The sequence below is a fragment of the Steroidobacter cummioxidans genome (assembly GCF_003104955.1).
This window is the reverse complement of record NZ_LSRW01000034.1, coordinates 34,613-54,448: the sequence shown is the minus strand read 5'-3', so window position 1 is coordinate 54,448 and position 19,836 is coordinate 34,613. Positions and strand designations below refer to the sequence as shown.

The following is a 19,836-nucleotide window of genomic DNA, read 5'->3' as shown; positions in this document are numbered from 1 at the left end:
GCAGCGTCAGATGTGTATAAGAGACAGGGCAATATCACAGCCGAGAATGTTCTCGCGTTTGCCAGCACAGGGGTACATCGCATTTCGATGGGCGCTCTCACACATTCCGTGACTGCATGCGATATCAGCCTGAGAATCGATTCATGAGTGAGCTACGCCGCGCAGCGCTCGATTCAGTTGAGCGGCGAGCTCTGGACTGGAGCTCCACGCGCGGGAACTGAACCCGAAAGTACTGCTCGCAAACCGCTCAAGTCACGGATGACGGCGAGTGGCTCGTAGCTCGCCAATACTTGCGGCGAGGTTTGGCCTGAACTGACGGCAATACAGTCGATACGACCGTTCTTCGCGGTCAAGATGTCCAAGTAATGGTCACCAATAAGGACGAACTCGTCACGAGAGCGGTTGCGCCACTTTTCGCAGATCTTCGTTATACCTTCAGGATCCGGCTTGCCACGGACCTCGTCACCGCAGAGGATCGAATCAAAGCATTCCAACAGTCCGTGGCTCTCCAATGTGCGAACGACTCTGGCTCTATATTTTCCAGTCAACAGGGCCAGACTGAAGCCTTCACTCGCCAATTCCAGAAGAAGGCCAGGCACAGGAGGAATCGGTACCGTCCTCTCGACCATGTATACGTCGGCGAACCGAAGGAAGTGCCGCGCTATTTCGTCGACTTCGGCCTTTGACAAGGCGGTATTCAACGAGGAGATGGCGTGTGAAAGAGGAAGCCCGATGGTCGTTCGTATCGGGGCTTCCTGCGGAATCTCCTGACCAAGCGCAGCAAAGGCGCGCTGCATACATTCTACGACGCCGGCTGACGTGTCGAACAAAGTGTAGTCGAAGTCGAAGATCAAGATCCTGAATCGAGAGGTGCGCACCTCAAAAGTCCCTTTCAAGTATGAGCGTACCGTCTTTTTTCCGGCCCAATGTCTGCAAAGATCCTTTTCTGTTCGGCGAATAGAATAACTTACTGATTCCGTTGATATGGAATATTCCTCGCGCAGTCAATCGAATCTCGCGTGCGTCCTGCTGTAGCAACTCCTGATCCTCGAGCCATCGCAGCTTATCGCCAAAGACCGATTCAACCCTTTCGCCATACTGCCCGAAGAATCTTTCCTTCAAGAAAGGGAACATTCTCAGACCGAACACCATCGTGCGCTCCATACGCTCCTGCCGGGATAATGTCAGACCGGCATTGACCGAGTCTTCTCCACGTTGGATCTTCCTTATGTAGTCGGCAGTGTCGTAAGTGTGGATGAAGAATGAGCCTCTAAAGTAGGAAGTAGCGCCCGGGCCGATTCCGATCCACTCTCCATCCTGCCATTGCAGGAATGTGTTCACGCAAATGTTGGCACGGTCGTCGACAAAGTCGAAAACGTTGTACTGCTCGTAGCCAAGCCGCTTGAATTCGGCTCGAGCAGCAACGAGCTGCTCGAACTCATCTTGTTCGGTCGGCAGGCTGAGTTTCTGCTTGACAAACGCGTTGTGAAATTCGGTCTTCGGCCGAACCCAAAGAGGGTATAAAGACACCTGGTTGACACCGAGTTCGCGAGCAATGCGGATCGACTCGAGAAGCTCTTCGGTACTCTGCGACGGATTCCGGTAGATCAGATCGATGTTCAAGATCGGAATGTGCGAGGCTCTCGCCATTCTGATCGCCTCGATATTCTCCTCCTGAGTAACACCTCGGCCGAGAATCTCGAGCAATCTCGGCTCGAAGGATTGCACTCCAATACTCAGCCTGCTCGTCCCAGCCTTCGCGAGGGCGTCTATCTTTTCCGAATCCAGCGATATCGGGTTTCCCTCCACCGACACTTCGGCATTATCGTCGAAGTCGAACTCCGCGCGAAAGAACGTAAGGAGATCGAACAGTTCTTCCGCCTTGAGAAAGGAAGGCGTCCCACCTCCGAGATATAGGCTGTCGACGCGCACGTTCTCGTGCCATCTCAGCTCCTTACAGCGCAGGGCGTGATCCTTGATCGCACGAATGTAGGTGCGGACCAGGTCTCGTGTTGAATCGTCATTTCTGTTCTTTATTTGCACGTTGTAGTTGCAAAAGGAACATTTTTTGTCGCAATACGGGATATGCACATATAGCCCCGTGGAGAAGGGCCGTGTAGACGGCGCTCGCTCTACCTCCCCTTCCGCGAACGCTCCGAGAGCGGTCGGATACCAACGCACATAGTCACGTTCAACAGTGTCGAGGTTCAGCACGATTCCCTCCGATACGTCCCTTGTATACGGACACCCAGCGGATTACCGCGTCAGTACAGTGCGCGAGCAGTGCTTCATCCACCGTAGCAAGACTGCTCAAGAATGATCTGGCGTACAGGCTCGGGCACGAGAAATCGGGGATCGACGCCTGCCTTTATCGATTGCCGGAGCGCGGTCGCTGAAATTTGCAATGGCGTCACCGGTGCGACGAAGATATGCCCGGACTTCGCGGTTCGTAAAGCGGCAGGCGTCTCGACACCACGTTCTTGCACCAAGTCGTAAACCGCTCCGGATCGAGGCAGATCGCTGCCGGGCCGCCGCGCAACAACTATGTGCACGAGGTCCAAGATCTCCCGCCAACGATGCCATTTATCCATTCTTGCGAACGAGTCCATACCCGATAGAAAGCATAGAGAAAGCAAAGGATGCTCATTGCGAATCTCAGAGAGGACATCGTATGTATAGACTGGGGGTTCTCTTGAGAAAGCGCGATCGTCGGTTTTGAAGATCTGATGACAGGAGACAGCCGCTCTCACCATGTCCACCCGTAGCGCCCCGCCGACAGATGGCGTGGTTCGCAAAGCGTGCGTCGGCCACGGCAGGAATCGAACTTCGCTCAGACCGACAACTTTCGCGACTTCAAGCGCGGTCCGTAGATGTCCGCAATGGATCGGATCAAAGGTCCCTCCGAATAGTCCAATGGCCTCCATGGCTAATGCGACTCCGTGTCAACAAGCGAGCGCTATCAGGTTTGCTCCGCGATTTGCTCCATCTGTGACATGCAAATCGCCCCGTGCCGCCGAGCTCAGACCCTCGATCAGTTTGGATCGCACCTCTTCCCGATTCGGGAACTTCGTCTTGCAATAGAACCCAAACAATGTCGGCCCGGTCGAGGATAATCCCACGCCTCGGATGCCGAGCCGCGTCAGGCATTCGGCAACTTGCTTCAACCCGGCCAGATCGCTCCTGGCCCAATGTCTTGCCTTCCAACCGACATTCTGCAAGCGTGTAATGCTGTTGCAAAAACCGTCGAGATCCGTTTCCACGATTGCCGGCATGGTTTCCATCAATAGCGAATGACAAACCTGTGCTACTTCTTCGCTGGCGATCGGCGTATTGCTTTGCATGAATGAGCGCTCTTCCTCGCCTGAAAGACCTCTGAAACCCTCGGGAATGAACACCACAACCCCCCAGTTGCTTGGAAACGCGCAACGAAAGAGCAGTGGTGGAAGATCTCCCGGATCGGCAAAGCTGCTGGGCTTGAATGCGGGCTGCGACGATTCGATGCGACGACCGCCATCAACAATGAATCCGCCGCTGTGAAACGAGTGGACCCCGATTCCCGACGTTCGCCCTCTAGTCGAGTAGCGTGCAGTCTCTTCCACGGACACCCTTTTGTCGCAAAGACGGCCCAGTATCGCCAACAAGGCAAGCTGCCACTGAGTGCCTGACCCTAGACCGGCGTGCCGAGGGATCGAGCTCAACACTTCGAGCTGAAACTTCGTATCCTGCAGCTCCAGCCTGCTGGCTGCATACTCGAGTTCGCGCCGGATGTAGGAGTGCTCATCCGGCTCGACTCCGACGATCTTCAGTTCAGACGCCGCGGCGATTCGCAGATGACAGCGCGGATATTCAATCGCGAAACCGACACTGCCATTGATACGGCTCAATCGACCGGACATATCGACCAGATCGATATGAATCCTCGCGGGCGTACTGATTTCTATAACGCTACTCGAGCGACAGTTCGTCCGCATAACCCTTCAGGTCCAAGTAGCCGTGACCGGAGAGGCACACTACGATCACATCTTGCGCGTTCGCGTTTGAAGCGATGTCTAGTGCGGCTTTGATCGCATGGCTGCTCTCAGGTGCCGGCAGAATGCCTTCTGTCTTGAGCAGGATCTGACCGGCTTCGAACACGCTTGGTTGCGAAACTGTCTTGGTTGCAACGATCTTGTTCTTGACCAACGCCGACAATACCGGCGTTTTGCCATGATAGCGCAGTCCCCCGGAGTGGATTTTTGGAGGCTGGAAATCATGCCCTAGCGTATACATTGAGATACGGGGCGTATGTTTGCCGTAGTCGGCCCAGTCATAACGATAGTCGCCGCTCGTCAAGGTCGCGATGTTTTCCGGCTCGCACGCCACAAACGTCATGTTCGACCCGCCTACCTTGTCTTTGACGAACGGGCCGATGAACCCGGCGAAGTTGCTCCCGCCGCCGACACATCCGAGTAGATAGGTCGGACGGCGTGAAAGCGCTTCGAGCTGCATCTTCGTCTCGATACCAATTACCGTCTGATGCAACACCGCGTAATAGGACATGCATCCGAGAGCAAGTCGGTGATCTTGAGAAGAGCGCACCAGCTCGATGGCCTCGCTCATTCCGATGCCCAAGCTGCCGGGCTGATCTGGATCTTGCTCGAGCAACTGGCGACCAAGCCGCGTGATACTGCTCGGCGACGGATAAACTTCTGCGCCTGTCATGCGCATCATGAACCGCCGATACGGCTTGTCGTCATAACTCTTCCGGGTCATGAAGACTTTAGTCGCCAATCCAAACCTGCTGGAAGCCATTGACAGTGCGGATCCCCACTGACCTGCGCCCGTATCGGTGACCAGAGTGGTCACTCCCTTGTCGCTCTTTGCATAGAAAGCCTGCGGCAGAGCCGTATTCAGCTTATGACTACCTGCTGGATTCTGATCTTCGCGCTTCAAGTAGATCTCGGCTCTGGTGCCGATATGCTTCTCGAGCCCGCGCGCGCGATACAGCTGCGTCGGTCGATACTGCGAATATGCTTCAAGCACCGGCTGCGGTATATCGATCCAAGGATTGGATGCATATTCTCCCTGGAGAAATTCGATTCGCAGCGCTTCCGACGACCACAGCCAATTGAAATCTTCGACGCTTGCAAGCCGCTCCTCGACTGGATGCAGTGGCTTGGGAATTTTGAAATCGAGTTCTGGAACGAGGTTGTACCAACTCTTCGGAAGCAATGAAGATAGCGACTGTTCCGTGTTCATTGATATTCCATTATTAGATCGTCCTGGTGAATCGAAGAATACCCAGATATCACATGCAGTCAATCATGGCTGAGAAACGTGAAGACAGTTTGCAAACATTTATAACTTGCTCTGGAATCGCAGGCGGTTGCGATTGGCTGATTGCAGGGATCACCGCAGCAGCCGTTCGTTCTTCGCCCCGTGCCTGACTGGTGTTTGTTCCATGACGGCTCGATCAGCACTCGAGGTGGCCCGGACTCAAACCAGACGGCTTCCGAGACGAACCTCAGCCCGGGACTTCTGCTTCACGCGGTCATTGGCGGCATGATCGTCGGCATCATCGGAGAATCGCTCCTGCGACTCGGACGCTTCGGATACCGCTTGACCGCGTCTTGAAGGCGACTTGAACGCGCTCTGGAGAGCGGCCGTCACTTCCGACACACCATTCTCCAGCACCGCCCTGATCTCGCGGACCAGCGTTTCGCAGACCTCCGGCACGACTCGATTGCGACCGATGATCACGTGCACGTCCCGCGCCCGGAAAGCAATTCGAAACAGGGGTTTCCCGTCGGCGCCTCGAATCACCTCGTGACGTGCGCGTGCCGCGATCGGCTTCGTATCAGCGTCGACGTGTACGAGTTCATCGAATATCGATTGCGCGCTGGCCCGCTGGGTGCGCTTCTTCGCGAGATTTCGCGCCCGAGGCAGCATGCGGTCGCGGCATTCCGGCTCTCGACAGCGTCGCGCCAGGGTTACTGCCCACTCCTCCCTGATATCTTTCGGCGACGCGAAGGCGCTAACGACCACGGCAGGCAGCTCGGCGTAACTCAGCAGTCGCGATACTTGCGCTTCCGAGATGCGCAACTCCTTGGCGATTTCAACCTGACTCTTGAAGTAACCCGCGGTGAGCCAACGCTTATAACTTCGCCCCCGCTCGTACGGGCTGATGTCCTCGCGCACCCGATTCTCGATGTCCATTGCGATCAAGGCCGCCCGATCATCGAGCTCCGTCAGCTCGATCAGCAAGTCGCGCCCCAACTGCTGAGCGACGAACAATCGGCGGGCACCGTACACGAGCTCGATCTCGTAGCCATCGCGGCCTTGGACCCGGCGCCCCAGCACGGGGTGCTTCTGACCGTGCCTCTTGATGCTTTCGATCAGGGAGGAGCAGGACTCGATCGTGACCTCCTCGCCGTTGCGATCATGCATTCTCCACATCTTGCATCGAACTGGACTAACAAGTTCCATCTTGTCCTTCCGTGTATCCAGATTCAGGGTCCCTCCATTTACCGCAACGAAAGAGCAAATCCAATACCGATATCGACCGATATATCATCTCGGCTGAATCGATGCGGGCGTTGTGTCCTTACATGACGAAAGGTCGCAACGTCTTGAAGCAAGGAGCGTTTCAACTCCGGGTGCACTAGATCCTCGGCACGGCGCTGGAGCGGACGTAGCACAGCGACGACTTGAAATGTTCCGACTGCATCCGTTCGTGGGCCCGCCGGGGCGGCTCGACGAACTCCACGGCGCAGCGGACAGCTTCGCTATGCTCGGGTGAAAGCTGGCTCGAGCGGCGGATCAACGTTGCCAGGTGTTCACCTCCAGACGTGTTGACGCCGTTGCAGAGATAAACGTACGCCGTGGGCTCATACACCGGATATACGAGATTGTGTTTGATGAGCTGATTGACGAAATCGTAGTCCTCGAAGCGGTTCATCGACGGATAGCGAATGCCGAGCTGCTGGATCCTGGGCCTCGAAAACATCGCGCTGTTCTCCCACAGTCGCTCGTAGCCGAGGTAGGCCTGGGCACTGTTGAGGTCGTAGATGATCAAGCGGGCGAGGATGGCTGCGCATTTCTTCGATGCGCAGATGGCACCGTACTGGAGCGCCAGTCGTTCCGGGCCGTGCCAATCGTCGTCATCCCAGACGCACAGGAACTCACCGGACGCCCGCTCCATCGACACGTTTCTCAGATCACCCAGCGCGGCTCCCGGCATCTCGATCGCAACCGGCCGCAGCTGATCGCTCGCGAACGCCCTTACACACTCAGCCGTCGCTCGATCTCGCGGGGGATGTACGATGACCAGCTCCTTGTTCGGATACGACTGCGCGAGAAAGCATTCGATGGCCCTTCGCAGCAGGTTCGGCCGGTCTCTGGACACACACAAGCATGAGATCAAAGGCGCAGCGGTCAAATCCATCAGCTGGCTGTTCACCCGCGATTCCTTACAACATGTAGAAGCGCTCGCCGACGACGAATCCATCCAACTCGCGCTCACGCGCGTAGGCGATCAGGTCGCTCATCCGATTGATGAAGCCTGCGCCTTTGAAGTTGAGCGAGGTATTGCAAAGCACGCCGTAGCCGGTCAGCTGCCGGAATCGAAGCAGCAGATCATGCATCCGCGGGTTGTCCTCTGAGGTTACGGTCTGCGCACGGGCGGAGCCGTCCACGTGCGTGATCGCCGCGAGTGAGCTGGACATGACTCTTTGAAAATACAGCATGTGGGGCGATGCAGCCCGGCTGCTCTGGAAATGTTTCTGGAAGTCCTCTTGCAGGCAGATCGGGGCAATCGGCCGAAACTCCTCTCGCTGCTTGATATGATTGAGTCGATCCCGCGTCTCGGCACTGAACGGTGCGGCGAGCAGCGAGCGATTCCCGAGAGCCCGAGGGCCCATCTCATAACGACCCTGTACCCAGGCGATGACCGCCCCATCCCGCAGCTGCCGACAGACGTCATCGAGATTCAAGGGAACCGAGGACACATCGAGCTTCGCACCCAGATCGTCCACGAACTCCTCTCCGGCATAGACATTCCAGTCCACCTTGGCACGTCCGATGTGTGCGTGGGCCGCATCGATCGCGGCACCCAGAGCCACGCCGGAATCGTTCGTACACGGCGGCACGAAGACATCCTCGAACAAGCCGCAATCCAGCCACTTGGAGTTCCAGTCGCAGTTGAGGCCGCATCCCCCCGCAATCAGCAACGGCAGCTTGCGCTGCAGATGGGTGCGCGCGAAGCTCAGAAAGCGGTCGAACAACGCCGCGGAGAATTGCCATGCGACGTCCTTGAACTCCTGCGAGCGCAAGCCGACGTTGCAAAAAGGGCTGCTCTTGAATTTCGCCTTGTGCGCCTTGAAGTGCGAGCCGCCGTAGACGCTTGGCATGGACATGACGGCCTGGATGAGTTCGCTTTCAGCATTCGACGGTACGCGTTCGGCTCCATGGGCGGCGAGAGCCATGAGCTTGCCCGCATCCTCCATGCGCACCGACGTAGGAAACATCGGCACGGTGGGATCGGCCAGGCCGTAAAGGAACGCATACTTGCTGCCCGGCTCGGCAAGTACCTCGCCGACAGGATGGATCCTCACCTGCTCATCCACGTAGTAGAACGCCCCGATCTTCCCTTCCCACACGAGCACGTAGCACGGCTGCCCCTGCGGGAACGGCGCAAGGCCGTAGCTGCACATGATGTGCGAGCGTTCATGCGACGAGTGAAACACGGCAATCGACTTGCCCATGAGCGTGGTCATCGCCTGCACCAGCGACTCCGAACCGGTGCCCATGTAGCTGGCATCGGACCTGGCAATCAGGTCATTGGATCTGCTGTGCCATCCGGAGATCGCTATCGCATCCGGCAAGCCCGCAAGCTCCAGCGATCGGATGAACAGATTGGGAGAGATCAGCGCATGCCTGGAGCCGCTGTCCTTTTCCGCTTCCAGGCAAAAACGTAGCGTCTCATCCTGGAGCAGGACGGCGCTGCCGTCGTGTCCCGCGTTATAGGCGAGTATTTTCATGAGCGTCCCTGCTTGCCTCGGGCCAGCCATCATGCTGGCGGCACCCAAGGAAATCGTATTTCCTTGCATCTCGTCAACTGTCACGTGCGGGAGGTGAGCAGGCAGGCTGGTGTCGATCCGCCCCTCGCTCGTGTACTCTGCGCTCCACCGGCGCCCCGTCACGCGCTCGGCTCGCGCATGGAATGACAGGAATGGACTCCAGCACAGCAATCTCTCACAAGCTCATCGAACAGATCTGCAGGGTGTGCGTGATCGACGCGCAATCGCTGTCGCACGCCACTGCCCTCGATGACATCGGCCTCGACTCAATTGCGCTGTCGCTGGTGCTGCGTGCGATCGAGGTCGAGTTCGCCATCGAGTTCGACGAGGAGGACGTCGTTGAATTCCTCGGTGCCACGACGATAGGGGAGTACGCGCAAATCCTGCGGCAAGCGCTGGAGCGCAACGCCAGCCGTGCCTAGGATCCTGATCGCCACCCTGGGATCGCTGGGTGACGTGTTGCCGCTCATTGCAGTCGCGAAGGCGTGCCGAAACCGCGGCTTCGAGGTGACATTCGCGGCGAACCGCAGTTTCGGGAAAACAATCGCATCATATGACTTGCAGTTCGCTCAGCTCGGGGCGGCCAGGGATGCGATGACCTTTTCGCGTCCAGGCGCGGACGTTGCCATTCCCTTTATCGAGCAGGCGCTCGACCAGCTCGACCATCACTTCGATGTGCTACTCGAGTTCGGGGCGGATGCGGATGCCATCGTCGCGCCGTACTGGGTGTTGCCATCACATCTGGTGGCGCAGAAGCTCGGCATTCCATACTTCGCATGTGCCTTCAGTCCCGCCTATCTGCTGCGAGGGAGCGACAGCGGAGCCGAGGACAAGCGCAGGCTGAAGATTCCGGCGCATTGGCATGCGTCGCTGGCGGCGCTGCGTCGGCGGGTTGGACTACCCCGTGCGTTATTGCCCTACGCGGAGGCGTTTACGACGCCGGCTGCTTTGCTGGGTTTGTTTCCCGCGTTCATGCACAAGGGCGTGATCCCCGGAGTGGAACGGTTGATCGTATGCGGATATCCGCGCCTGCAGCAGCGCGCGTCGATCGGCCAGGACGAAGAATTGAACGAGTTCCTCGACGCACGCACCGTCACGATCTCGTTCGGCTCCTACGCCGACGAGCTCGACGCCAGCTATTTGTTCGATGAATCCATTGCCGCGTGCAGATCGCTTGGGCTGAAGTGTCTGTATCTGAGTGCGTTCGTAGCTCGGTCTGCTCATTCATCTCCTGACGTGCTGGTGCGCGCCTACGTCGACCACGATGTCGCATTCCCTCGTTCGGGCATCATCGTGCACCATGCAGGGATGGGGACGCTCATCGCTGCCTGCTCACATGGAAAGCCAATGGTCTGCGTGCCCTCCGCGTATGATCAACCTCACAACGCGAGGCAAATGCAAGAGTCGATCGGGACGCCAAGCATTCCCATGGCGAGCTACTCGCGGCACGCCTTGACGGATGCGCTCATGCGTGTCATCTCCGAGAAGGAGCATGCGCTTGCCCGACTGAATAGCCTCATGAAGTTGGAGCGCGATGGCGCCGCTACAGCCACTGACGTTCTGACTCGAGCGATGGCTCGCTGAGGGAATTCGTGTCGAGCAGCGCCATCATTCCAGGCCGAGATTCGATGAGAAGCTCAGCGGACCGTCTTCCCATTGCGATGGCGAGTAGGCCGTGCCTTGCAGAGCTCGAAGATTGCGAGCGCGAACCCGTATCCAATCGCAAGGTGCGTATAACGAACGATCTCGTGACAATTGGTAGCGGCGAATGTCGGCATCGCCAGGCGTGATCAAAACAAACCCGGCGCGGGGGAAAACTTCGCTCACTGGTGAGTTCTTCTTGCTGGGCCGATATTCGGCGGTCAGGTATTCGAGCGGGTAGAGCTCGAAACAGATCAGCTTCAGACTGTTGAGTAGCGCGACTTCGAGCCCTCGCCCGAGTGCGCGACAGCTTATCACCAGGTTATCGAGGTGAGCGCACGGCTCCTGAGAGCGGCTCAGGATGGCTGCGGCGATCCAGCCCAAATCCCCGAAGCGATCCTTGGCATGCACCATCACGGCAATGCGGGAGGCATCGTCCACACAGCGTTGCAGTTCTCCGAGGCCATACCGGCGACCGGTGGCGTTGAACTGATTGGTCTTCATGAACAGCTGATGTGCTCGGGCGACGAGGTCGCGGCTCAAGGGCTGCAGCTCGATCGTGGTTTCGAGACTGCGCAGATATTCGGGCAGCTCGACGAACTGACGCCGCGCTGCCTCTCGCGCGGAGCCTTGCCGATAGTGAGCAGACTTGTCCCAGTCCTCATGAGTGATGAGGGCTCGATCGAGGCTGTGAATACGATCCAAGCAGCTCACACTCAACGCCGAGTCCTGCGGTAGCAGCACGCACTCGACTTCCGGCAGTGCCCGCCGGATCAACTCGATCTCAGCCGGGTTGTCATCGAGAAACACCAGGCTGTCCGTGCCGATATTCAACTCGGCTGCAATGTGCTGCAGCCCCTGGTCCTTGCTGTCCCATCCTATGCGCATGCAGACGAAATCCTCCGCTCGCAGCGGCATGTCCGTGCGGATGCGGAACAGCTCTGCCACGTCCTCCGGGTTGTTCTTGCTGCAAGCGGCGAGGAGTATTCCCCGCTGTTTGATGACAAGTAGCTTTTGTTGAAGACGATAGTGGGCCTCGCTGGTCGCGTCTCCCTTGCCGACGCGCACGCCTCGTGGTCCATCTTCTCCCAGCACGCCAGCCCAAAGCGTATTGTCCAGATCGACGACCAGACATTTACGAACGCGGCCCAGAGCGACTTTGATGTGACGCGTAAGTTCATCCGCCAGCAGCGGCATGAACGACTCGTGCCACGGAATTCTTGCTAGCAGATAAAGGCGCAGATCTCGTGCGCGGCTTCTGCCGAACTGCGCGGTCAATCTCGCGATATCGACTAACTGCACGCGCGGCTCGAAACGGAACTGTTTTGCGATGTTCCGATTCAACTCGGCGAACAGTTCCTGCGGGTCGGGCTCACCCCGCCAGTCGGCAAGTCCGGCGCCATCGTCGCCATGATCGAAGAAATTGCTCAGCAGAATTGTCGCGTCGGTGGACGCGAGCGCGGTAGCGACGGTCGCGCATACACTGTCGACGAACGCACGCCGCTGCTCATGTCCCGCGATACCGTGTTCGAGCTCCCAGTGCAGAAATATCAGGTCGGGCTTGAAGCAATGCAGCTGCGAGTGTGGGTCCAGCAAGGTCTGGGTGACCTGGCCGAACTCGATGGCATGAAATACCGGCACGAGGCCAGCACACGCCAGGTGCACGAGAACATATTCCGGCAGAGGATCAAATGTGACGTTGCCGCCGAAGGCAATGCGGACGTGCGGTTCTCCTGAGGCCTGCGTGAGTTCTCTGGCGAACCTGCGCACGTCGCCCGCAGAGAGCGTCAGTGGATCTCTGCCCAGCAGGCCTTGTGGGGAGACCGTTTGGTTCTGCAGATGAGCGACAACAATGTCTTCCATGCGGGTGAAGATCGCGACTTTTCAGGTGTGCCGAATTGCGGCGGCGCTCATCCGTACCGAACGGATTGCTGGCGGTAGCCCGGCGGCGATGCCAACCAGCACTCCTATCAACATGCAGTACACCACGGCTTCGGCAGTCACCTGCAAATCGAATGACGTTTGGTTCAGCCGTGCGGCGCCGACCACCAGGCTGATGGACGAGCCCCCCAGCATACTCCAGGTCAACAGAGCTCCCAGGCAGGCGCCGACCAGGCACAGGAGTACGGCTTCCAGCAACTGCGCCATGACGATCGAATTCGAGTCGAAGCCGATGGCGCTCAAGGTTTTCAATTCTCTGCTGCGTGATGACACCGATACGTGTATCGCGTTCATGGCTGCGAATACAGCCGCAATCGCCATGAGCGTGCCGACCAGCGCTGTGACCACCTTCAGCGGAGCGCTCGATCGCGTCGCCAGGGCATTGTAGTAGTCCGCCTCCGAGATCACTTGCAGACGATGCTGACGATCGGCTTCGATCCGCTGCTGCAGCGCTGTCAGCGCGGCCGGCGATTCGACCCGTACCGTGACTGAACTGATGTGGGTGGCCTGATAGAACGATCGCAACGTCTCGCGATCGGCGAAAATTTCGGAGTCATGCGTGCTGCCCCCGGAAGAGAAGATGCCGACGATCCGCCATCGTACGCCTTTGATGGGCAGTTCCTCGCCCACCCGCAGCGCCGGCATCGCTCGCACGATTCCTTGTCCCACGATGAACTCGTGATTGCCGGGATTGAACATCCGCCCCTCGACGATGCGAACTTCAGGTCGCACCTGCTGAAACTGGTCGCCGACGCCGCGAATGGGATAGGCGACGATCTTGCCGCTGTCCGTGTCTGGCAGGTTGATGACGCGGACCAACTCGCGCGAGAACCATTGCTCTGCGCCGCCGGCGGTGCCCTGCTCGGAGACCAGAAGATCGCGGACCTGCAGCGTCATCAAGCTGTTCAACTCCGAATCCGATCCTCTGCGCAGGACCAATGCTCTATCGTCTCTTCCCGCAGCAAGCATCGCGGAGTGCAGCCCGTCGCTCACTGCCATGAAAAAGCACAGCACCGCGACCGCGCCGGCGGAGCCAAGAACGACGACACCCGCCGAGCCGGGCCGGGCCACTATTCGGCGTAGACCGAGGACGAATAATGAAAGAATGCGTCGTACTTTCATGACTCGCGCCTCAACGCGGCCACGATCGGCATTGACGAGGCTCTATATGCCGGAAGCGCGGCGGTCGCGAGTGACAGCGCGATGACGGCCAGCGCGGCCGAGCTGAGGGTGGCCGGCCCGATCGTGAACGCACCAAACTGCTCGGGCACCTGGGTTACCAGAAACGCGGCGATCACCAAGCCTGCCGCCGCGCCGAGCGCAATGAGCACAAACGCGTCCGCGATCACAAGCGACGAAATATATGTGCCGCTGAACCCAGTGGCTCGCAATACCCCAAATTCCGGCAGCCGCTCATCCGCAGTCTGCCGCAGCGTATTGCCGGTTACGAAAAAGACCAGTACGAGTGTGGCGCCGACGATCGAGCGCACAATCAATTCGATGTCGCCGAGTTGCCGCATTCGGTTGAATGTGAGCTCCTTGCCGCTTTGGGTAAGCGTCTCGCCGGCGGAGTTCAGGAATGCATCGTCGATTGTAGCCGCGACTTTGCTTGCATCCGGCGCACGCGCGACTCTGACCCAGAAGCTCGCCACCGTGCCTTTGCCGAACGCACGCTCCTCGTCGAAATAATCGTAGTTGATGAGGAACCCCTCGGCATCGCGTGGATCGTCCGCGGCATAGGTTCCCAGAATATCGAACGTCCAGTCCTGCGAGCCTCGCGAGTTCTGCCACAGGTTGGATGTGAGTGGAATGCGATCCCCGGCCTTCCAGCCGTAGCGCTTTGCAAGCTCAGTGCCGACGATCGCTCCGGTGCGATTCGCTTGCATGCGGCGGACCACCTCGGGATCGACCTTGAATCGAAATACCGAGATTACGTGTTCGATATCGACGGCGTGGCCGCCCACCCACTTGCCGGGCTCCTGATAGTACGCGAGCAGATAGGCTGTCGAACTCACGGCTTGCACGCCCGGAATCGCTCGCAGCTTGGCCGCATGTGCAATGGGCAACGGATCCATGCGGCTCACCCGGCTCGTCACCAGGAGCCGATCCGCGGATTGGGAAAGATCGTGGATCGCAGCATCGAAGCTGTCTTTGACGCCTTGAACGACTCCGAACAGGGCGAACGCGGCGCAGACGCATGAAATAGTCGTCGCTGAACGCACCCAGTTGTGCCGCAGCTCGCTCGTCACCAGCACCAGGAAGTTCACGATGTATTCCTCGGCATCGCTTCCATCCGAATCGGGAACACAGAACACAAACATGAGTTCGAGCCGCGTTGTCCTCGTGCGGCTCACGTCGCATACTAGTGGCGCGGTCGAGGGCTGTAAAGGCGCGGATCACGTACTGATCCGCTGGCGACGTAACAAATTGCGCCCATTCCAGATGTGATCGAACGTTCCGTGCGCGTCAGGCACGAACTGCAATACCTGCAATGGCGCGAAGGGGCGGGCCGCGGGTAGAAACATATGATTTTCCGCTGCGATGAGCGGCTGCGGCGCGCTGTGAGTTTCCGCAGACCGAACGTGATTCTCCACGGCTTGGTAATGCAAAGTTCCATCGATGCTTCTAACGACAACTCGCAAGGCAGCGTTGGCGAATGAGCCTTCGTACTCGGACAATCGAACCGTGGCGAGTCGCGCCGGGTCGAGCGTCCTGGGCAGGCGCGACAAGGAAAATTCCGGCAGCATCGTTGCGAATGTCCTGGTGAAAGCCGCGAGCGTGGCCTCACTGCCATAGAGCAGCAACCCGGTGCGCGATTCGGGATTGACCCGGATGACCGTGATATGTCCCGGCAGATGCGAGTTGTGACCAAACCATCCGCAGCCGAAGCTCTTCCAGCCAATACACGTGCCTTGTTCGGAGGGTGACCAGCCAGGCAATGCGATAGGGTCGCGCATCAGGGCGCGGGGATTGAACGGCGCATCGCGCCCCTCTTGCTGAAAGCACAGTTCCAGGAATGAGAGTATGTCGCATGCTCTCAGATCGAGTTCCTCGGCGACCGACGGACAGATAGTCGAAGCTCCTGCCGGCATGTGAGCCGTGAAGTTCAGCGGCCGCAGGAGCTGCTCGCTGAGCAGCTCTCCATAGCACTTGCCGTGAATTCGTTCGAGCACGCCCCCCGCCAACCAGCAGCCAGCATTGCCATAGCTGCACAGCTTGCCGGGCGTCGATAGTGGGGGCATCGCTCCCAGGCGATTGCACAACTCCGCGACGTCCAGCTTGTCATCGGCGAGTCGCGGCGCACCAGGCAACAGCGAATCATCCAGGCTGTGCGTGTGGTCGAGCAATTGTCGTATGGTCATGTCCACCGGCAGGCGTGCCGTAAAGAATCTTTGCGCTCTGTCCTCCCAGCTCACGTCCCCTCGGCGCACGCACAGATCCATGAGTGAAGCGGTGAACAGCTTCACCGCACAACCTATGCGGGTGAGCTGCGTGCCAGCGGCTTGCATGTTCAGGCCGGATGATCCCACCACGGCGAAGTGTCTTTCCTGCCCATTCGTGAATCCGAGGATGAGCTCACCCTTGCGCGGCGCTGCCGAGGGCAGCCGTTTGCTGATGTCGGCCCACTCGATGCGGTCCTGTGATCGATGTAACGTTGTCATGATAGATGCAGAGGATTATCAGCGAAGCGGCGCTTGCTCCTGCGCGACAGGCACCCACGCGCCTCGGGCGGCGCGGGCGCGGTACGTCTTCGCCAGCCATACGAGGCTGACGATCGCCTGCAGGACGAGCGTCCAAACGGACAGATTCAGCATCATCTCGAGCGAGCGCTCCGGTGCGAGCGGTATGAAAAGCAGCGGCGCCGCGAAGCTCGCCAGGCGAATGCATGAGGTGAGTAACGAGAACAGCGTGTTTCCCAAAGCCTGCATGGCGCTGGAACATGAGAAAACGATCGCGATGGGCACCAGGCTCCATGTGAGTACATCGAGCATGAGGCTGGCCTGCGCGACCGCCGAGCCCGGGGGCGACAAGCCTTGCACGAACGCCATGGGATACAGCTCGCAGGCAATTGCAACCAGCAGCGAAAAGGATAGATTGCTCGCGAGCGCAGTCTTGAAGGCACGAACGGCGCGATCGGTATTGCCGCCTCCCAGATTCTGGCCAGCCAACGGGACGAGCGCGAACGCGACCGCCATGACAGGCAGATAGAGCACTTGCAGGACTCGGCTGGTCACCGCGAACGCCGCCTGCGTGTCCGATCCCAGGTCGCGAATGGCCCAGTAGCACACGCTCGTGTAAGCAAACATCAGCAACATCTCACCGCTTGCCGGCAGACCGAGCCAGAGCACCCGTCGTAGTTGCGTGGACTCTGGTCGCCAACCAGCCGCGCGGAAGCCGATGTGACGATCCAAGTATCGCCACAGAATGATCGCGGACACCACGATCGCAAGCGTTCTGGCCAATGCTGCGCCCGGCACGCCGAGCGCGTGCGACGTTCCAATTCCAGCGATGAGCACTGGCGCGAGAGCGATGTTCAACCCGACAGTGATGAGTTGTACCGTGGTGGCCACCCTAACGGCACCCAGGCCGCGCAGCGCCGCTCGCATGGTGCTGACGGCAAACTGTATCCACAGCCCGGGGAACAACCAGAACAAGTATGAGATACCGAAACGCGCAGCAGTCTCGTCGGCGGTCAGCGAGCGCAGGTATGGTGGCGACAGCCAGTAACCAAGCAGCAGGACCACGACGCCCAATCCGCCGCCCAGCAGGAGCGACTGCTGCAAGATCCTTCGGATCGCTTCTCGATCTCGGCGTCCGGCGGCGTTGGCCATCAGCAAAGACGTTCCCACGTTCATGATCTGCATAAAGGCCGTGAACAGAAACAGCACCGAACCGGCCGCGCTGACGCCAGCCGTCGGCGCATCACCCAAGCGAGCGATGAAGTACAAATCGACCAGGAAATAGAGATTGATGATCGCGAGGTCGGCGAGGATGGGGACGGACAGAGCGAACAGGTGCCTGGCCACAGGTCCGCGAAGCAGGTCCCTTACATTCACGAGCACTCCATTGCGATCCATGCACCAAACGTTCGTCGGGCGTCGCGAGACGCGACACTTTATATCAATGCTCCCGCGGGTTCACGTCGCCGCGGCTGCTACGGAGCTATCGTCTTGCCACGTCAGTCACAGCTCATGTACGATGGAATTCAACATGGATGATGTTGACCCTCCTTGAGCACTCAAGGGTGGATCGAAAGCAGGTATTGTCCGGAAGGTTGCACGCAGTGTTACTTTTCGGCACCGAAGCCGCGCTCCATCGCGGTCTGTACTCCGTTTCCAGGGATGACATGATCGAACGAGTACGAACCAGCTCGCATCTGCCGGCTGAGCTCCGGCCGGAGTTCCCGCGCAAGGCCACTGTTCCACGCGGCCTCTTCATTCATACAAACTCTCTTGCGTCAGCCAATGCGTACGGATGAAGCCAGAATGCTGGAAGCGGCGGGCGACGATTCGGCGGTCTCGGCAACGGACATTGCTGACACTCTTGCCGAGATCTGGGCGAGCGTTCTCGGGCAGGAGTTCGCGACACCGGACAGTGATTTTTTCGAGTCTGGCGGAAACTCCCTGCTGGCCATGCAGATCATCGTTCGGATCGAAGCCCGTCTGCAGATTCAGCTGACACCCGCGGATCTTTATGAAAGGCCCACTCTCGGCGAGTTGTGCGCATACCTGCCGACCGTGCAGGTCAGTCCCACGGAGCCGATTCGCCGAGCATCGCGTGACGTGCCCGCGCCGGTCAGCGACCTGCAGGAACTGCAATTGTCTCGTTTGCGTGAACGCGACCTCTTGCCGTTGACCGACCCTGACGAATCCATCTGCATCGGCTATGGAATCCGCGGCGACCTCGACGAGCAAGCCCTGAAAGAAAGCCTCGAGATTGCGTGCCACCGGCACGAAGCTCTGCGCACATGTTTCGACGTGAGTACGAGTCCGCCCACGCAAATCATCTTGTCCGATGCGGCGTTGGATTATTCCGTCGTGGACTTGCGAGAGCCATCGAACCAGTCTCCGGAGGATCGCGTCCAGGCGTGTATCGACGAACTCAAGCGGCGTCCGTTCAATTGCCTGTCGGACGCGCTGATTCGTTTTCATCTGCTTCGATTGTCGGCGACGCAGACGGTGCTGGTCCTGATGAGCCATCCACTGGTGCTGGATGGTCATGCCATCGACCTCCTGCAGCACGAAATCTCGCATGGCTACTCATGCATTGTCCGGAACGTTCCCTATGTGCCCGCCGCGGTGGCTCTGCAGTACAGCGACTTCGCGATCTGGCAGCGACAATTCCATGCCTCCCGAGAACAGCAGGCCAGGGCCTATTGGAATGAAGTGCTGCAGGGGTTCGGCTCGCTGAGGTTGCATACATCGTTGCGCCGGCCAGCTCCGCAGATACCGCAGAATCAAACCGCAGTCCTGGAGCGAGATATCGATGAGACTCGCCCGCTGGTTCAGAAATTTTGCGAGCGCAATCGACTGACCGTGTACTCGTTCTATCTGGCTGCGTACGCCATGACCATGCACGAGCTATCGAACGCTACGTCCATGCTGATGTTCACGGCCTCCGCGCAGCGCAATCGCATGGAGTTCGAGCACATAGTTGGCAAATTCTCACGCGGCGTATTGCTGCCCATCCATGTTGACCCACAGATCGGATTCGAGGCATTCGCCAGGCGGCTCACGGAGACGCTGATTCGGGCGCAAGATCACATCGAGATGCACCGAGCCAGGTTTGTAGAGATCTTGCAGAGGGCCATGACTTCTCAGCATGCGCAAGACTCCCGTCTCGGCTTCTCCTACGAGACGTTCCAGGAGCTTTCGTTGGAGAAGCTCGATGTCGAGAGCTTCCCCATCGGCCTTGCAAGCGGCCCGCGGTTCGACTTGAACTTGCGCGTGTTCGAGCGTCGTGGCCAGACGCGCGCCAACTTGTTCTACAGCGTCGACTCGTACACGCCTGAGGCAATCGAGCACGTTTTGGATGCTTTTCAGGCGATTGTTCGGGCAGCGTGCGGCGGGGATTCGACGCCCCCTCAGGCGCGTCCCGCCGCTCTTCGGGTTCGGTGACTCTATACAAAAGTGAATGGCCTTGCCGCCTGGAGCATCATCGGCAACGACGCTATTGGCCAGGCCAAGGAAGACTACCG

General features: G+C 58.8%; 17 protein-coding genes. 4 read left to right on the top strand and 13 right to left on the bottom strand.

Annotated elements, in window-relative coordinates; translation table 11 throughout:
• Positions 1-12 precede the first annotated feature (12 nt).
• Complete coding sequence (locus D0550_RS36880; RefSeq protein WP_206606367.1) at positions 13-147, top strand: hypothetical protein; 135 nt, start codon at positions 13-15, stop codon at positions 145-147.
• A gap of 26 nt (positions 148-173) precedes the next feature.
• Here the strand turns inward: D0550_RS36880 and D0550_RS17590 are convergent, their stop codons facing one another.
• The 8 genes from D0550_RS17590 to D0550_RS17555 form a co-directional block, all read right to left on the bottom strand.
• Positions 174-896: an HAD family hydrolase gene (locus D0550_RS17590; protein WP_161965892.1), complete on the bottom strand. Its 723-nt coding sequence runs from the start codon at positions 894-896 to the stop codon at positions 174-176.
• Positions 880-2,214, bottom strand: coding sequence for a coproporphyrinogen-III oxidase family protein (locus tag D0550_RS17585; RefSeq protein ID WP_116810500.1), 1,335 nt, complete (start codon positions 2,212-2,214; stop codon positions 880-882). The genes D0550_RS17590 and D0550_RS17585 overlap by 17 nt, the downstream gene beginning before the upstream one ends.
• A 74-nt stretch (positions 2,215-2,288) precedes the next feature.
• Positions 2,289-2,924, bottom strand: coding sequence for a nicotinate-nucleotide adenylyltransferase (nadD, locus tag D0550_RS17580; RefSeq protein ID WP_116810499.1), 636 nt, complete (start codon positions 2,922-2,924; stop codon positions 2,289-2,291).
• Positions 2,925-2,942: 18 nt separating this feature from the next.
• A complete protein-coding gene (locus tag D0550_RS17575) occupies positions 2,943-3,971 on the bottom strand; it encodes a beta-ribofuranosylaminobenzene 5'-phosphate synthase family protein (RefSeq protein ID WP_116810498.1) in 1,029 nt (342 codons plus the stop codon).
• Positions 3,946-5,238, bottom strand: coding sequence for a TrpB-like pyridoxal phosphate-dependent enzyme (locus D0550_RS17570; RefSeq protein WP_116810497.1), 1,293 nt, complete (start codon positions 5,236-5,238; stop codon positions 3,946-3,948). Before D0550_RS17570 ends, D0550_RS17575 begins: the two co-directional genes overlap by 26 nt.
• 237 nt (positions 5,239-5,475) lie before the next feature.
• The gene (locus D0550_RS17565; protein ID WP_275129251.1) at positions 5,476-6,435 is read right to left on the bottom strand and encodes a ParB/RepB/Spo0J family partition protein; all 960 of its coding nucleotides are present in this window, start codon (positions 6,433-6,435) and stop codon (positions 5,476-5,478) included.
• A gap of 205 nt (positions 6,436-6,640) precedes the next feature.
• The gene (locus D0550_RS17560; protein WP_161965890.1) at positions 6,641-7,438 is read right to left on the bottom strand and encodes a glycosyltransferase family 2 protein; all 798 of its coding nucleotides are present in this window, start codon (positions 7,436-7,438) and stop codon (positions 6,641-6,643) included.
• Positions 7,439-7,448: 10 nt separating this feature from the next.
• Positions 7,449-9,017: a carbamoyltransferase C-terminal domain-containing protein gene (locus D0550_RS17555; protein WP_116810502.1), complete on the bottom strand. Its 1,569-nt coding sequence runs from the start codon at positions 9,015-9,017 to the stop codon at positions 7,449-7,451.
• Between the two features lie 191 nt (positions 9,018-9,208).
• Between D0550_RS17555 and D0550_RS17550 the strand changes: the two genes are divergently transcribed.
• Positions 9,209-9,478, top strand: a complete 270-nt coding sequence (locus D0550_RS17550; RefSeq protein WP_161965889.1) for an acyl carrier protein — start codon at positions 9,209-9,211, stop codon at positions 9,476-9,478.
• Entirely contained in the window at positions 9,471-10,640 is a 1,170-nt protein-coding gene (locus D0550_RS17545; protein ID WP_116810493.1) for a glycosyltransferase, read from the top strand. Before D0550_RS17550 ends, D0550_RS17545 begins: the two co-directional genes overlap by 8 nt.
• Positions 10,641-10,664: 24 nt before the next feature.
• On the opposite strand, the gene D0550_RS17540 is transcribed toward D0550_RS17545, so the two are convergent.
• From D0550_RS17540 to D0550_RS17520, 5 genes are all read right to left on the bottom strand, one after another.
• Positions 10,665-12,560: an HAD-IIIC family phosphatase gene (locus D0550_RS17540; protein ID WP_116810492.1), complete on the bottom strand. Its 1,896-nt coding sequence runs from the start codon at positions 12,558-12,560 to the stop codon at positions 10,665-10,667.
• Positions 12,561-12,581: 21 nt separating this feature from the next.
• On the bottom strand, positions 12,582-13,760 hold the full coding sequence (locus tag D0550_RS17535; RefSeq protein ID WP_116810491.1) for an ABC transporter permease: 1,179 nt from the start codon (positions 13,758-13,760) through the stop codon (positions 12,582-12,584).
• Positions 13,757-14,959 (bottom strand): ABC transporter permease, encoded by a 1,203-nt coding sequence (locus tag D0550_RS17530; protein ID WP_116810490.1) that lies wholly within the window; start codon positions 14,957-14,959, stop codon positions 13,757-13,759. The genes D0550_RS17535 and D0550_RS17530 overlap by 4 nt, the downstream gene beginning before the upstream one ends.
• A gap of 75 nt (positions 14,960-15,034) precedes the next feature.
• Positions 15,035-16,300 (bottom strand): serine hydrolase domain-containing protein, encoded by a 1,266-nt coding sequence (locus D0550_RS17525; protein WP_116810489.1) that lies wholly within the window; start codon positions 16,298-16,300, stop codon positions 15,035-15,037.
• Between the two features lie 18 nt (positions 16,301-16,318).
• Positions 16,319-17,716, bottom strand: coding sequence for an MATE family efflux transporter (locus D0550_RS17520; RefSeq protein ID WP_116810488.1), 1,398 nt, complete (start codon positions 17,714-17,716; stop codon positions 16,319-16,321).
• A gap of 387 nt (positions 17,717-18,103) precedes the next feature.
• Between D0550_RS17520 and D0550_RS17515 the strand changes: the two genes are divergently transcribed.
• Positions 18,104-19,756 (top strand): condensation domain-containing protein, encoded by a 1,653-nt coding sequence (locus tag D0550_RS17515; protein ID WP_116810487.1) that lies wholly within the window; start codon positions 18,104-18,106, stop codon positions 19,754-19,756.
• Positions 19,757-19,836 lie beyond the last annotated feature (80 nt).

Excerpts from the sequence above, each read along its gene's own strand:
- nadD (WP_116810499.1), bottom strand. The coding sequence starts at position 2,924 with ATGGAGGCCATTGGACTATTCGGAGGGACCTTTGATCCGATCCATTGC.
- D0550_RS17575 (WP_116810498.1), bottom strand. The coding sequence starts at position 3,971 with ATGCGGACGAACTGTCGCTCGAGTAGCGTTATAGAAATCAGTACGCCC.
- D0550_RS17570 (WP_116810497.1), bottom strand. The coding sequence starts at position 5,238 with ATGAACACGGAACAGTCGCTATCTTCATTGCTTCCGAAGAGTTGGTAC.
- D0550_RS17565 (WP_275129251.1), bottom strand. The coding sequence starts at position 6,435 with ATGTGGAGAATGCATGATCGCAACGGCGAGGAGGTCACGATCGAGTCC.
- D0550_RS17555 (WP_116810502.1), bottom strand. The coding sequence starts at position 9,017 with ATGAAAATACTCGCCTATAACGCGGGACACGACGGCAGCGCCGTCCTG.
- D0550_RS17550 (WP_161965889.1), top strand. The coding sequence starts at position 9,209 with ATGGACTCCAGCACAGCAATCTCTCACAAGCTCATCGAACAGATCTGC.
- D0550_RS17540 (WP_116810492.1), bottom strand. The coding sequence starts at position 12,560 with ATGGAAGACATTGTTGTCGCTCATCTGCAGAACCAAACGGTCTCCCCA.
- D0550_RS17535 (WP_116810491.1), bottom strand. The coding sequence starts at position 13,760 with ATGAAAGTACGACGCATTCTTTCATTATTCGTCCTCGGTCTACGCCGA.
- D0550_RS17530 (WP_116810490.1), bottom strand. The coding sequence starts at position 14,959 with ATGTTTGTGTTCTGTGTTCCCGATTCGGATGGAAGCGATGCCGAGGAA.
- D0550_RS17525 (WP_116810489.1), bottom strand. The coding sequence starts at position 16,300 with ATGACAACGTTACATCGATCACAGGACCGCATCGAGTGGGCCGACATC.
- D0550_RS17520 (WP_116810488.1), bottom strand. The coding sequence starts at position 17,716 with ATGGATCGCAATGGAGTGCTCGTGAATGTAAGGGACCTGCTTCGCGGA.
- D0550_RS17515 (WP_116810487.1), top strand. The coding sequence starts at position 18,104 with ATGCGTACGGATGAAGCCAGAATGCTGGAAGCGGCGGGCGACGATTCG.